Source organism: Pseudosulfitobacter pseudonitzschiae, assembly GCF_900129395.1.
Lineage (GTDB): Bacteria > Pseudomonadota > Alphaproteobacteria > Rhodobacterales > Rhodobacteraceae > Pseudosulfitobacter > Pseudosulfitobacter pseudonitzschiae.
The window spans coordinates 58,919-71,274 of the sequence record NZ_FQVP01000005.1; the positions used below are offsets into that span (position 1 = coordinate 58,919).

Here is a 12,356-nt window from a genome sequence, read left to right on the forward strand (position 1 = left end):
CGCGTCCCCCACGGGTCGCGAACAGGAGGACAGAAGACATATGGCTGGCAACACAGGCGGCCCTTGGGGCGGCGGAGGCTCTGGCGGAGATGACGGGCGCGGGGGCAATCGCGGCTCAAACGGCGCAGGCAATGGCGGCAAACCCGGTGGCGGTCGTCGCCCCGGAGAAGGTGGCGGGCAGATGCCCGAAATCGACGAATTGGTCAAAAAGGGCCAGGAACAACTGCGCGTCCTGATGGGCGGACGTGGTGGCAACAACGGCACTGGCGGACGTGGTCCGGGCGGTGGCGGCGGCCCGCGTCTGACACGCGGGACTGTTGGCCTTGCGGTTTTGGTGGCGATTATCGCTTGGGGGCTTGCAAGCTTCTACACTGTGAAACCCGAAGAACGCTCGGTCGAGCTGTTCCTTGGCAAATACTCGGCAACCGGTGACCCCGGCCTGAACTTTGCGCCCTGGCCGCTGGTCACGGCTGTCGTTCTGCCGGTGACACGTGAACAGACCGAAACCATCGGTACCGGTACGCGCGGCGAAACCGGCCTGATGCTGACCACCGATGAAAACATCATCGACATCGATTTCCAGGTGGTTTGGAACATCTCGGACCCTGCGAAATACCTGTTCAACCTGGCCGAGCCGGAGGAAACCATTCGTGCCGTGTCGGAATCGGCCATGCGCGAAGTGATTGCGCGCTCGGAACTGGCCCCGATCCTGAACCGTGACCGTCAGGTCATAGCGGACGAGGCACAGGAACTGATCCAGACAACCCTGGACCAATACGACAGCGGCGTGAACATCCTGCGTCTGAACCTTGATAAAGCCGACCCGCCGCGCGAAGTGATCGACAGCTTCCGCGAAGTGCAGGCGGCTGAACAGCAACGCGACCGTCTTGAGCGCGAGGCAGATGCCTATGCCAACCGTGTGCTGGCCGGCGCCCGTGGTGAAGCGGCGCAAACGCTGGAAGAGGCCGAAGGTTACCGCGCCCAGCAAGTGAACGAAGCCCAGGGTGAGGCGGCGCGTTTCACCTCGGTTCTGCAAGAATACTCCAAGGCACCACAGGTGACACGCAAACGCCTGTATCTGGAGACGATGGAGAAAATCCTGGGGGATGTGGACAAGATCATCCTTGAGGATTCAACCGGTGGCAACGGCGGGCAGGGCGTCGTGCCCTATCTGCCGCTCAATGAATTGCGCCGTGGAGGATCGAACTGATGCGGAACACAACATTTATCATTCCCGCCGTCGTCGTGCTGGTGGCGATCCTGCTCAGCTCGGTCTTTATCGTGGACGAGCGTGAAAAGGCGCTGGTGCTGCAATTCGGCCAGATCAAGTCGGTCAAGGAAGAGCCGGGCCTGGCATTCAAGATCCCGCTGATTCAGGAAGTCGTGCGTTACGACGACCGCATCCAGGCGCTGGACACCGACCCGACCGAGGTGACACCTTCGGATGACCGCCGTCTGGTCGTCGATGCCTTTGCCCGCTACCGGATTTCCGATGTGGTGCAGTTCCGCCAAGCGGTTGGTGCCAACGGGATGCGCGGGGCCGAGGACCGGCTTGAGGGCATCCTGAACCCGGTGATCCGGGCGGTTCTGGGCTCGAACGGCGTGACATCCAACACCATCCTGTCGGCGGACCGTGCGGGCCTGATGGCGCGCATCACCGAACAGGCGCGCCAGCGTGCTCTGCCCCTGGGACTGGAAGTCATCGACGTGCGTCTCAAGCAGACGAACCTGCCCGAGCAGAACCTTGATGCGACATTCGCCCGGATGCGGGCCGAACGGGAACGCGAAGCGGCGGACGAAATCGCGCGCGGTGAAGAAGCCGCACAGCGGGTGCGTGCCCAAGCGGACCGGACGGTGGTCGAGCTGACCTCGGACGCAACACGGCAGGCGGACATCATCCGCGGTGAAGCCGACGCCGAGCGCAACGGTATCTTTGCCGAGGCTTTTGGCGCCGATCCCGAGTTCTTCGAGTTCTACCGCTCGCTGACCGCCTACGAGCGGGCGTTGAAAGGTGAAAACTCGACGATGGTCATGTCGCCCGACAGCGAGTTCTTCAACTACCTGCGCTCGGATCAGGGCGCACGGTCGGCCGAAGGCGAATAACATGGCCTGGGTCCTGATGGCCCTTGGACTTGTGATGATTGTGGAGGGGCTGGCCTATGCGCTGGCCCCTTTGCTTATCGAACGGGTGCTGGAGCTGTTGCGCAGCCTGCCCGAGGGGATGCGACGGCAGGTGGGTCTTCTCGCTTTGGTGAGCGGTCTTTTGCTGGTCTGGGCGGCGTTCCAACTGGGGCTGGAGTGATCGCGGCGCGGCTTCGCCACCTGATTTTATGCGAAATTCTTTGAATTTTTGTGCTGTGCCACCGGCTGGGATATTTCTGGCCAAACGACACTAAGCGCACCCATCGTGTCTGCCCCTCGTGCGGTTCACAGATGAGTAACGGGGTGTTGACAGGGTGCGATTGAATTCCATCTTTCATGTTGCAAGCCAGCAACGCTAGATGCACGGTAGTGCGCAGACGCGCAGCAATGTGTGAAAAGCGGGCGTCCCGCCCGCATGAAAAGCAGGAGAACGTCGTATGCAGACCAGAGCGGTCGCGGTGTCGACAACACGCACACCCATCCTTCAAATTCGCGCCTTGTGGCTGACGGCCCTGGCGATGGTCCTTGTGCTGGCGCAGGTGATTGCGGCACAGGCCAAACCCGAGAGCCTCGCGCCGCTGGCCGAGAAAATCAGCCCCTCGGTGGTGAACATCACCACGTCCACTGTCGTCGCAGGCAACACCGGACCGCAGGGCATTGTGCCCGAAGGCAGCCCCTTCGAGGACTTTTTCCGCGATTTCCAGGATCGCAACAACAACGGTGATCGTCCCCGCCGGTCGTCCGCGCTGGGGTCGGGCTTTGTGATTTCCGAAGACGGCTATGTGGTCACCAACAACCACGTGATCGAAGGTGCCGACGAGATCACCATCGAGTTCTTCAACGGCAAGGAACTGGATGCCAAGGTCGTTGGCACCGATCCCAACACCGACATCGCCCTGCTGAAGGTCGAGGCCGACGGCCCGCTGCCTTTCGTGCCCTTCGGCAACAGCGACGCGGCGCGTGTGGGCGATTGGGTCATCGCCATGGGCAACCCGCTGGGCCAGGGCTTTTCGGTCTCGGCCGGTATCGTGTCGGCCCGCAACCGTGCTCTGAGCGGCACCTATGACGACTACATCCAGACCGACGCCGCGATCAACCGCGGCAACTCGGGCGGCCCGCTGTTCAACATGGACGGCGAGGTGATCGGCGTGAACACCGCGATCCTGTCACCCAACGGTGGCTCGATCGGGATCGGTTTCTCGATGGCGTCCAACGTGGTGAACCGCGTGGTTAAACAGTTGCAGGAATACGGCGAAACCCGCCGCGGCTGGCTGGGCGTGCGCATTCAGGACGTGACCCCCGATATCGCCGAGGCGATGGGGCTTGAGAAAGCCACCGGTGCGCTGGTGACATCCGTGCCCGAAGGGCCCGCGATGGAAGCAGGCATGAAGGACGGCGACGTGATCGTCAGCTTTGCCGGTGTCGATGTGGCGGACACACGCGGTCTGGTGCGCCAGGTGGGCAACAGCCCCGTTGGTGAAGCGGTGCGTGTGGTCGTGTTCCGCGATGGAAAGACCGTGACGCTGAAGGTTACCCTGGGCCGTCGTGAAGAAGCCGAAGGTGCGGTTCCCGCGGTGGCGAAAGGGGACGGAGCCGAACAGGCGCCGGAATCCACCAAAGAGGTGCTGGGTCTTACACTGGCACCGCTGACCGACGAGATGCGCAGCGAACTGGGTGTCTCCGATGATCTGGTCGGGCTGGTGGTTGGTGCTGTCGACGAAAGCTCGGAGGCCTTCGAGAAAGGCTTGCGCGCCGGAGACGTGATCACCGAAGCCGGTCAGCAAAAGGTCGCGACGACGTCCGACTTTGAACAGCGTGTGGCCGAGGTCAAGGAAGCGGGCCGCAAGTCACTGCTGTTGCTGGTGCGCCGTGGCGGTGATCCGCGCTTTGTGGCGCTGGGCATTGCCGACTAAGCAACGCGCCTGACTGAAACAGCGACTGGCCGGGCCCCTTGGGTCCGGCCTTTTGCTTTTGGGGAATTACTCCGCTGGCTGGCGTTCGACTGCGACCAGCCCCAACTTGCGGGCGGTGGCAATGGTCAGGATGTCGCTGTCAAAGCCGTCAGGCGCCTGGAACCGGCGCACGGCTGCACGGGTACGCATCGTCATCTCGCCGTTGACCGGACCGTGATAGATGTTGCGCGCCGCCAGCGCGCGCTGCAGGGACGAGACGAACTCGGGCGTCAGGTCGGCGGCACAGGGCACCTGAAACCACGTGTCCACGCGCTCTTGCACGATTTCCTGCACGCTTTCGCGCTGGTACACGGCGGGCTGCTGGATCACCCCGTCAGCCGTAACCTGCGCGGGTTTCAACAGCACTTCGCGTTCCACGGTCTCGATGATCGCGGGTGATGTTTTCTTGCCCCAGCAACTGTCGGGGGCCGCTCCCTCGGGGCGTTCCGCTGTCAGGCGGATCATGCCCGGTCCGTCCAGCCCGTTCCCGTCAGACATGGGCACGCAGGCGGCCAGCAGCAAAATGCCGAGGGTCGCGGTTCGAAAGTGGATCATTGCTCGTGTCCCCGGGCCGGTTCAGAGGCGGCTTTGCGCGCCAAGCTAGCGGCATCGCCCGGCCGTGACCAGCCCCGCGGGGCAGGGTGCGCGGGGAAACTGTGTGCCCCACGCCACCAGCCCGCGCGTCGATGCAAAAGGGGCTGGCGCAGCCAACATCGGCTGGATAGACATGCAGGGATTTCGAACGAAGGGGGCGAGAATGGCCAAGATTACCTATATCGAGCACGGCGGCAAAGAACATGTGGTCGAGGTTGCCAATGGCATGACCGTCATGGAAGGCGCGCGCGACAACAACATTCCAGGCATCGAAGCCGACTGCGGCGGCGCCTGCGCCTGCTCGACCTGCCACGTGTATGTCGATCCGGCCTGGGTCGAAAAACTGCCGACCAAGGACGACATGGAAGAAGACATGCTCGACTTTGCCTACGAACCCGATCCCGCGCGGTCGCGTCTGACCTGCCAGCTCAAGGTCAGCGATGCGCTGGACGGTCTGGTCGTTCACATGCCTGAAAAACAAATCTGATGCGGCTGGCGGCGCTCTTTTGGGCGCTGCTGTCCGTCGCTGCGGCTGCGGCCCCGCGGGCCGAAACACGGCTAGGGGCCTATACCGCGTGGTACGAGGCCCCGACCCACCGCTATGGTCACGCCATCATGGGCGACCTGCCGGAATGGGGGCGGCTGTGCCTGACCGGCCCGGCAACGCAGGCCTGCGTGACCCTGCCCGAAACAGCGGTGTTCGAGGATATGGCCCCGCGTCTTGCCGATCTGGATCACGACGGCATCCCCGAGGTGGTCGTTGTGGAAAGCACCATGACCCAAGGTGCCGCGCTGGTCGTCTACCGTTTGGACAAAACAACGCTGATCCGCACCGCCACGCCACATATCGGCAGGCGCAACCGCTGGCTTGCCCCTGCGGGCATCGGCGATCTGGACGGCGATGGCCGGGTCGAGATTGCCTATGTCGACCGCCCGCATCTGGCCAAGGTCCTGCGCATCTGGCGATATGAAAACGGCACGCTACAGCACGTTACGGACCAGCAGGGGCTGACCAATCACCGCATCGGGGATGAGACAATTGCGGGTGGGCTGCGCACCTGCGACGGCCCGCCCGAAATCCTGACCGCCAATGCCGACTGGTCGCGTATCATCGCGACGCGGCTGGTCAACGGGCGCACGCAAACGCGCAGCTTGGGCCGCTACAGCGCCACGGCCCTACGGCGCGCGCTGACCTGCCGCTGACCTTCATCTTGCCTGGTAAACTCCGGGGACGCGTCGCAGACGCGGGGGCAGAGCTCCCTGCAACCTGTCAGTCCAGCGCCCGCCAGCCGATGTCGCGCCGACAGAAACCGCCGTCCCAGTCCACCGCGTCAACCATCGCATAGGCGCGGTCACGGGCTTCTGCCAATGACGCCCCACGGGCCGTGACGTTCAGAACGCGCCCGCCGTTGGCGATGAACTTGCCGCTCTCACGTTTGGTGCCTGCGTGGAACACCATGTTGCTGCTGTCCTCGGGCAGTGCGTCCAGCCCGTTGATGACGGTGCCCTTTTCATAGGCGTCGGGATAGCCCTTGGCCGCCATCACGACGGTGATCGCATGATCGTCGGCCCAGTTCACACGCGCCCCGGCAAGACGCCCCTGAGCCGCGGCGTGCATCAGGTCCAGTGCCTGCGCGCCCAGGCGCATCATCAGCACCTGGCACTCGGGGTCGCCAAAGCGCACGTTGTATTCCACCAGACGCGGCACGCCATCCTTGATCATCAGGCCCGCGTACAGAATACCCTGATAGGGCATGCCACGCTTGGCCATCTCGTCCATGCAAGGCTTGATGATCTGGTCCAGCGCCACCTGCGCAATCGCATCCGTCAGCACCAGTGCCGGGGAATAGGCCCCCATGCCGCCGGTGTTGGGGCCGGTGTCGCCGTCGCCCACGCGCTTGTGGTCCTGTGCGGTGCCCATCGGCAGAACGTCGGTGCCGTCGCACAGCACAAAGAACGAGGCTTCCTCGCCCTCCATGAATTCCTCGATCACCACCTCGGCGCCGGCCCCGCCAAAGGCACCGCCGAACATGTCGTCGATGGCGGCCTCTGCCTCGGCCACGGTTTCGGCGATGATCACGCCCTTGCCAGCGGCCAGACCGTCGGCCTTGACCACGATCGGTGCACCTTGCTGTTGCACATAGGCGCGGGCAGCGGCGGCATCGGTGAAATGCCCATAGGCGGCGGTGTTCGCACCGCAGGCATCGCAGATTTCCTTGGTAAAGGCCTTGGACGCTTCCAGTTGCGCAGCCGCAGCACTGGGTCCGAACACCAGAACACCCGCATCCCGCAAACGGTCGGCCACCCCGGCGGCCAGCGGTGCCTCGGGGCCGACGATGACGAAATCAATCGATTCCTCCTCGACCAACGCAATCACGGCGCTCCCATCCTCGATATCCAGCGTGGCGCATTCTGCCATGGTGGCGATGCCTGCATTGCCGGGTGCGACGATCAGCCTGTCACATTTGGGGTTTTGCACCACAGCCCATGCCAATGCATGTTCGCGGCCACCACCGCCGAGGATCAGAATATTCATGCCGCACACTCCTTGGCCTTTGTTGCCCCGCGTTCTAGTCTGCGCACACCCGCCACACAAGCACACAAGGCACGGCTTATGGACCTGATCGACGACCCGACCGAGGCTGGCAACTCGCCCGAGTTCAGCGTCACCGAGCTTTCGGGGGCGATCAAACGGGTGATCGAAGGTGAATTTGGCCATGTGCGCATCCGCGGTGAAGTGGGCCGTGTGTCCCGTCCGCGTTCGGGGCATGTCTATCTGGACCTCAAGGACGACCGCAGCGTGATTTCCGGCGTGATGTGGAAAGGCGTGGCCAGCCGTCTGCAAACCCAGCCCGAGGAAGGCATGGAGGTGATCGCCACGGGGCGCATCACCACCTTTGGCGGGCAGTCGAAATACCAGATCGTCATCGAGGACATCAAACCCGCGGGCATGGGCGCGCTGATGGCGCTTCTGGAAAAGCGCAAGGGGATGTTGCAGGCCGAAGGGTTGTTCGACGAATCGCGCAAGCGTCCCTTGCCCTATCTGCCGGACATCATCGGCGTTGTGACTTCGCCATCCGGCGCCGTGATCCGTGACATTCTGCACCGTTTACGGGACCGGTTCCCGCGCAAGGTGCTGATCTGGCCCGTGGCGGTCCAGGGCGAACGCTGCGCCCCGGAGGTTGCCCGTGCCATTGCAGGGTTCAACGCCATGACACCCGGCGGTGCGCTGCCCCGACCCGACCTGCTGATCGTGGCGCGTGGCGGGGGGAGCGTCGAAGACCTGTGGGGGTTCAACGAAGAGATCGTCGCCCGTGCGGCAGCGGCCTCCGAGATTCCGTTGATTTCTGCTGTCGGGCACGAGACCGATACCACGCTGATCGACTATGTCTCGGACCGGCGTGCGCCAACGCCCACGGCGGCGGCGGAACTGGCAGTGCCGGTACGCCACGAATTGCTGGCTTGGCTGGGCGGGCAGGGCGCGCGGATGTCGCAGGCTTTGTCGACCACGCTCGTGCGCCGACGTCAGCGGCTGAGCGATCTGGGCCGTGCCTTGCCGCGCCCCGAAGTGCTGGTCGAGGGGCCGCGACAGCGGCTTGACGTGTTGGGCGACCGTTTGGGGCCTGCGCTGATTGCCGGGGTGCAGCAGCGCAAGGTCAAGCTGTCCGAGGCCTCGGGCAGCCTGCGCCCCGCAACGCTGCGCCGGACGGTACAGACCGCACGGCGTGATCTGGACCGTCTCAGCGCACGTCTGGCCCCGGCGCTGTCTCGTGCGGTTGCCGCGAAATCGGAACGTTTCGCCAGCCGTACCGCCCGTTTCGATCCTGCTGCCCTGAAAGCCCAGACCGCTACGGCGCGGCGGGATCTGGACCGGCTGGTCACGGGCATCACCCGTGCGGGGCAAAGCCAGACGCAAACCCTGCGCCGCAAGATCGACGCGATGGACCGTTTGCGCGAAACCCTCAGCTACAAGGCGACGCTGGCGCGTGGTTACGCGGTGGTGCGTGGCGACGGGGATGTGGTCACGACCAAGGCGGGGGCGAAAAAAGCCGCCACGCTGGAGATCGAATTCGCGGACGGCAAGCTGGTGGTCGGCGGCAAGGCTGGTGGGGCGACCCCGAAAAAAGCCGCCCCCGAAGCTCCGGACCAAGGATCGCTGTTCTAGACCGTCGCCACGGGCGTCACCGGAGAGCCCACAGCCGAGGGCAGCCGCAGCGGTGGCGCCGTGATCAGGAACCGCGATCGCCCGTTGGCCCGCAGCCAATCGGCCAACGGCGTCAGGTGCCACAGCTCGCCCAGCATGATCCCGTTCTTGAACAGGCAATGTTCGTGCAGGGGCAGGGTGGAACAACACCCCTCGCCGGGGCTGGCCGGTGTGGCCTCGACCGCGTAGTTGTCGGCGGCAATCGCCGCGATCCCGCTGTCGGTGATCCATTGCAACAGCCGCGCGTCACGCCCGTCCAGCACCGCGCAGGCGTTGTGCAGGCGGTCCTCGTCCGGGGTTTTGTGCATGTCCAGAATCACCTGAGCAAAGCCTGTGTGCAGCACCAGCATGTCACCCGGTTCAATCTGCACGCCGTCGTCCTGCATCACCTGCATCAGCATGTCGTGATCAACCAACGTGCGGTCGTCGCCGAAATGCGCCCGCAGATCGACCATGACACCGCGCCCTTGAATGCCATGGGCGGCGGCGTTCTCGATCCCCAGCGCAGTCGCCTGTGACGTGCTGTGTGGCTTCATGTCCGATCCAACGCCCGCGTCCGACATCTGGTCGGGGGCGATGATATGTTCGCCCGCGCGGTAGCCGTTGTAAAACACCTTGTCCGCCGTGCCGGTGCCCATGCTGTCGAATTGACCGCCCACATGGCACAGTGCGTCCCATTGGGTGGAATATTGCAGGTGTATGATCGCCAGATCATCGCACAGAACATCCGAGGCGCCCGGCAGGGTCGCGTTAAAGTTCACGGCCCCCTCGCGCAGCGTGGGGCGGACGATGGGCGGCTTGCGACGCGGGTTCAGCCCGCTGCCACCGGGATAATCCAGCGGCAGGGACAGGCAGAATGTGATCCCCTCGACCGCCTCGGCCAGCCCCTGTTTGACCTTGGCGCGGTCCATCAGGTTCAGCCGCCCAAGCTGGTCGTCAGGGCCAAAATCCCCTTAGTTCGATCCGGGCGGCCTGTGCGTCCATCGGTCTGTCATCTTCGGGTCTCCTCCCCCTGGTTTCAGGGCATCATGACGCGCCGACAGCGCAGAGCGCAAGCGTGCAGGTCCGCATCCGACGGAATGGAAGAGGTTGGAAACAGGCGGTTATTGGCGCTGTCTGGTCAGGAAACGGTTGAGGATCAGACGCCGATCTTTGGTCCCAGGCACAGCATTTCCTCGCCCAGGTCCTGCGCCTCGTAGAGGGACAGCGCACCCGGTTCGTTCTGAAATTGCGCCAACAACCCGCCGCCACGCTGCTCGAACGTCCAGCATTGCGGCTCGGGGCGGTCCTCATAGACGAAACAGATGTTACCGGCTTCTTCGTACCAGTAGCCGTCCTTGCATTCTCCATCCAGGAACGACCAACGCACGCGTCGGTCGTCCAGGTAAACCTCGGCCCCGTAGGGCGCGCCGCCAGAGCCGAAAAACAGCGTTTTGCCCTTGGTATAGGCGTCAAAGGCAGCGCCATCCATCGGTTCGGCGGCCAAGGGGGCTGCGAAGAGGGTGGCGAGAAGGAATATGCGTGTCATCATGTCGCCAGATTGCCAGAGGCTGCGCCTCTGCGCCAGCCCGCGTCGCATGGATCGGCAGATATGTGTCAACCGCACGTTTCCGATGTGCGCCACCACACCACAATCGGCAAAGGCGGGTGGCACGAATTCTGCTTTCAAGGGTCGCTTTTGGGCTGAAGCGGGTGGCGGCGATGGGCTAGTGTGCCTCAAATTCGCCCCCTCGGGGGCACGCAAGGCAGGGACAGAAGATGGCAGTTCATCAGGAAAAACAGGGCGACACCCGGCGCGGGGTCTGGAAATCGGGCAAGGGCAAGGGACGCGTGCGCCCAAAGGGCCGTGCGCTGGAAGATCAGGCCTGGGACGAAGTGCGCGCGCTGCTGGGGGATGCGCCACGCCGTCGCGATTTGTTGATCGAACATTTGCATCTGATTCAGGACGAATATGGCCATTTGTCCGCCGCCCACCTGCGCGCACTGGCCGAGGAAATGCGGCTGTCGATGGCCGAAGTCTACGAAGTTGCGACATTCTACGCCCACTTTGACGTGGTCAAAGAAGGCGAGGCGCCACCACCCGCCCTGACCATCCGCGTGTGTGACAGCCTGTCGTGCGAACTGGCGGGTGCGCAGGCTTTGAAGACGGCGCTTGAGGATGGGCTGGACCCTGCCGAAGTGCGCGTCCTGCGCGCGCCATGCATGGGCCGTTGTGACACGGCTCCGGTGCTTGAGCTGGGTCACAACCACATCGACCACGCCACACCGGAAAAGGTAAAGGCGGCCATCGCCGAAGATCATATCCACACAGTTATCCCCAGGTATGAAAATCTGGAAGAATACAAGAAATCAGGTGGTTACAGCGCGCTGTTGAACTTGCGCATGAACGGAGACTGGGAGGCGGTTCAGCAGCAGGTTCTGGACAGCGGACTGCGTGGCCTGGGCGGCGCGGGTTTTCCGTCGGGTAAGAAGTGGGGCTTTGTGCGGGACAACGCAGGTCCGCGATATCTGGCCGTGAACGGCGACGAGGGTGAACCCGGAACCTTTAAAGATCGCTATTACCTGGAACGTACGCCGCATCTGTTTCTTGAAGGGATGTTGATTGCCGCATGGGCGGTCGAGGCGCAGACCTGTTTTATCTACATGCGTGATGAATATCCGGCGGTGATCGAGATTTTGCGCCGTGAAATCAAGGCGCTGGAGGATGCGGGGCTTGTCGGTGAGGGCTTTATCGATCTGCGGCGGGGCGCGGGCGCGTATATTTGCGGTGAAGAAAGCGCGATGATCGAAAGCATCGAAGGCAAGCGTGGCATCCCGCGCCACCGTCCGCCCTTTGTGGCGCAGGTGGGCATTTTTGATCGCCCGACGCTGGTTCACAACGTCGAAACCCTGTACTGGGTCGCACGCATCTGCCGCGAAGGTCCGCAAGTGCTGTCGGCAACGCAAAAGAACGACCGCACCGGCCTGCGCAGCTATTCGGTTTCGGGCCGCGTGGCGCAGCCGGGTGTCTATCTGCTGCCTGCCGGATCGACGATCACGGACGTGATTGCGGCGGCGGGTGGCATGGCCGAAGGGCACAGCTTTAAAGCCTATCAACCGGGTGGTCCGTCGTCCGGTTTGCTGCCTGCGTCTATGAATGACATCCCTTTGGATTTTGACACATTGCAACCTTATGGAACCTTCATCGGCTCCGCTGCGGTGGTTGTCTTGTCTGATCACGACAAAGCGCGCGATGCGGCGTTGAACATGCTGCGGTTCTTCGAGGACGAAAGCTGTGGCCAGTGCACGCCGTGTCGTGTGGGCTGCGAAAAGGCCGTCAAGCTGATGCAGGCCGACCAATGGGACCAGCCGCTGCTTGAGGATCTGTGCACCGCCATGGCCGATGCGTCGATCTGCGGACTGGGGCAGGCGGCACCGAACCCGATCCGTCTGACGATGAAGCATTTCGCGGACGAAATCTGACA

At 63.5% G+C, this 12,356-nt stretch carries 12 protein-coding genes; 8 read left to right on the top strand and 4 right to left on the bottom strand.

Features of this window, described 5'->3' with window-relative positions; genetic code table 11:
- Window positions 1-40 precede the first annotated feature (40 nt).
- The 4 genes from hflK to BUC08_RS14900 all read left to right on the top strand — a co-directional run bounded on the left by hflK (window position 41) and on the right by BUC08_RS14900 (window position 4,055).
- Window positions 41-1,210 carry an FtsH protease activity modulator HflK gene (gene hflK, locus BUC08_RS14885; RefSeq protein WP_037926127.1) on the top strand — a complete coding sequence of 390 codons (1,170 nt, stop codon included), beginning with the start codon at window positions 41-43 and terminating at the stop codon, window positions 1,208-1,210.
- Entirely contained in the window at window positions 1,210-2,103 is an 894-nt protein-coding gene (hflC, locus tag BUC08_RS14890) for a protease modulator HflC (RefSeq protein WP_037926125.1), read from the top strand. Before hflK ends, hflC begins: the two co-directional genes overlap by 1 nt.
- A gap of 1 nt (window position 2,104) precedes the next feature.
- Window positions 2,105-2,302, top strand: coding sequence for a DUF2065 family protein (locus BUC08_RS14895; protein WP_037926122.1), 198 nt, complete (start codon window positions 2,105-2,107; stop codon window positions 2,300-2,302).
- A gap of 277 nt (window positions 2,303-2,579) precedes the next feature.
- Window positions 2,580-4,055, top strand: coding sequence for a DegQ family serine endoprotease (locus tag BUC08_RS14900; RefSeq protein WP_037926120.1), 1,476 nt, complete (start codon window positions 2,580-2,582; stop codon window positions 4,053-4,055).
- A 66-nt stretch (window positions 4,056-4,121) separates the two neighbouring features.
- On the opposite strand, the gene BUC08_RS14905 is transcribed toward BUC08_RS14900, so the two are convergent.
- Window positions 4,122-4,649, bottom strand: coding sequence for a peptidoglycan-binding domain-containing protein (locus BUC08_RS14905; protein ID WP_037926115.1), 528 nt, complete (start codon window positions 4,647-4,649; stop codon window positions 4,122-4,124).
- 202 nt (window positions 4,650-4,851) lie between these two features.
- Here BUC08_RS14905 and BUC08_RS14910 point away from each other — a divergent pair, with 202 nt between their 5' ends.
- Window positions 4,852-5,175 carry a 2Fe-2S iron-sulfur cluster-binding protein gene (locus BUC08_RS14910; protein ID WP_037926112.1) on the top strand — a complete coding sequence of 108 codons (324 nt, stop codon included), beginning with the start codon at window positions 4,852-4,854 and terminating at the stop codon, window positions 5,173-5,175.
- The gene (locus tag BUC08_RS14915; protein WP_037926109.1) at window positions 5,175-5,891 is read left to right on the top strand and encodes an FG-GAP repeat domain-containing protein; all 717 of its coding nucleotides are present in this window, start codon (window positions 5,175-5,177) and stop codon (window positions 5,889-5,891) included. Before BUC08_RS14910 ends, BUC08_RS14915 begins: the two co-directional genes overlap by 1 nt.
- Window positions 5,892-5,958: 67 nt before the next feature.
- Here the strand turns inward: BUC08_RS14915 and purD are convergent, their stop codons facing one another.
- Window positions 5,959-7,224: a phosphoribosylamine--glycine ligase gene (gene purD, locus BUC08_RS14920; protein ID WP_037926106.1), complete on the bottom strand. Its 1,266-nt coding sequence runs from the start codon at window positions 7,222-7,224 to the stop codon at window positions 5,959-5,961.
- A gap of 78 nt (window positions 7,225-7,302) precedes the next feature.
- Between purD and xseA the strand changes: the two genes are divergently transcribed.
- Window positions 7,303-8,853 (top strand): exodeoxyribonuclease VII large subunit, encoded by a 1,551-nt coding sequence (gene xseA, locus BUC08_RS14925; RefSeq protein WP_037926103.1) that lies wholly within the window; start codon window positions 7,303-7,305, stop codon window positions 8,851-8,853.
- On the opposite strand, the gene BUC08_RS14930 is transcribed toward xseA, so the two are convergent.
- Complete coding sequence (locus tag BUC08_RS14930; RefSeq protein ID WP_224769681.1) at window positions 8,850-9,803, bottom strand: cyclase family protein; 954 nt, start codon at window positions 9,801-9,803, stop codon at window positions 8,850-8,852. The two genes, xseA and BUC08_RS14930, sit on opposite strands and share 4 nt — an antisense overlap.
- 227 nt (window positions 9,804-10,030) lie before the next feature.
- Window positions 10,031-10,423, bottom strand: coding sequence for a hypothetical protein (locus tag BUC08_RS14935; protein WP_037926415.1), 393 nt, complete (start codon window positions 10,421-10,423; stop codon window positions 10,031-10,033).
- A gap of 227 nt (window positions 10,424-10,650) precedes the next feature.
- Between BUC08_RS14935 and BUC08_RS14940 the strand changes: the two genes are divergently transcribed.
- A complete protein-coding gene (locus BUC08_RS14940) occupies window positions 10,651-12,354 on the top strand; it encodes an NAD(P)H-dependent oxidoreductase subunit E (RefSeq protein WP_037926101.1) in 1,704 nt (567 codons plus the stop codon).
- Window positions 12,355-12,356 lie beyond the last annotated feature (2 nt).

Bases quoted from the DNA above. Each gene is read 5' to 3' on its own strand.
- hflK (WP_037926127.1), top strand. From the start codon at position 41: ATGGCTGGCAACACAGGCGGCCCTTGGGGCGGCGGAGGCTCTGGCGGA.
- hflC (WP_037926125.1), top strand. From the start codon at position 1,210: ATGCGGAACACAACATTTATCATTCCCGCCGTCGTCGTGCTGGTGGCG.
- BUC08_RS14895 (WP_037926122.1), top strand. From the start codon at position 2,105: ATGGCCTGGGTCCTGATGGCCCTTGGACTTGTGATGATTGTGGAGGGG.
- BUC08_RS14900 (WP_037926120.1), top strand. From the start codon at position 2,580: ATGCAGACCAGAGCGGTCGCGGTGTCGACAACACGCACACCCATCCTT.
- BUC08_RS14905 (WP_037926115.1), bottom strand. From the start codon at position 4,649: ATGATCCACTTTCGAACCGCGACCCTCGGCATTTTGCTGCTGGCCGCC.
- BUC08_RS14910 (WP_037926112.1), top strand. From the start codon at position 4,852: ATGGCCAAGATTACCTATATCGAGCACGGCGGCAAAGAACATGTGGTC.
- BUC08_RS14915 (WP_037926109.1), top strand. From the start codon at position 5,175: ATGCGGCTGGCGGCGCTCTTTTGGGCGCTGCTGTCCGTCGCTGCGGCT.
- purD (WP_037926106.1), bottom strand. From the start codon at position 7,224: ATGAATATTCTGATCCTCGGCGGTGGTGGCCGCGAACATGCATTGGCA.
- xseA (WP_037926103.1), top strand. From the start codon at position 7,303: ATGGACCTGATCGACGACCCGACCGAGGCTGGCAACTCGCCCGAGTTC.
- BUC08_RS14930 (WP_224769681.1), bottom strand. From the start codon at position 9,803: ATGGACCGCGCCAAGGTCAAACAGGGGCTGGCCGAGGCGGTCGAGGGG.
- BUC08_RS14935 (WP_037926415.1), bottom strand. From the start codon at position 10,423: ATGATGACACGCATATTCCTTCTCGCCACCCTCTTCGCAGCCCCCTTG.
- BUC08_RS14940 (WP_037926101.1), top strand. From the start codon at position 10,651: ATGGCAGTTCATCAGGAAAAACAGGGCGACACCCGGCGCGGGGTCTGG.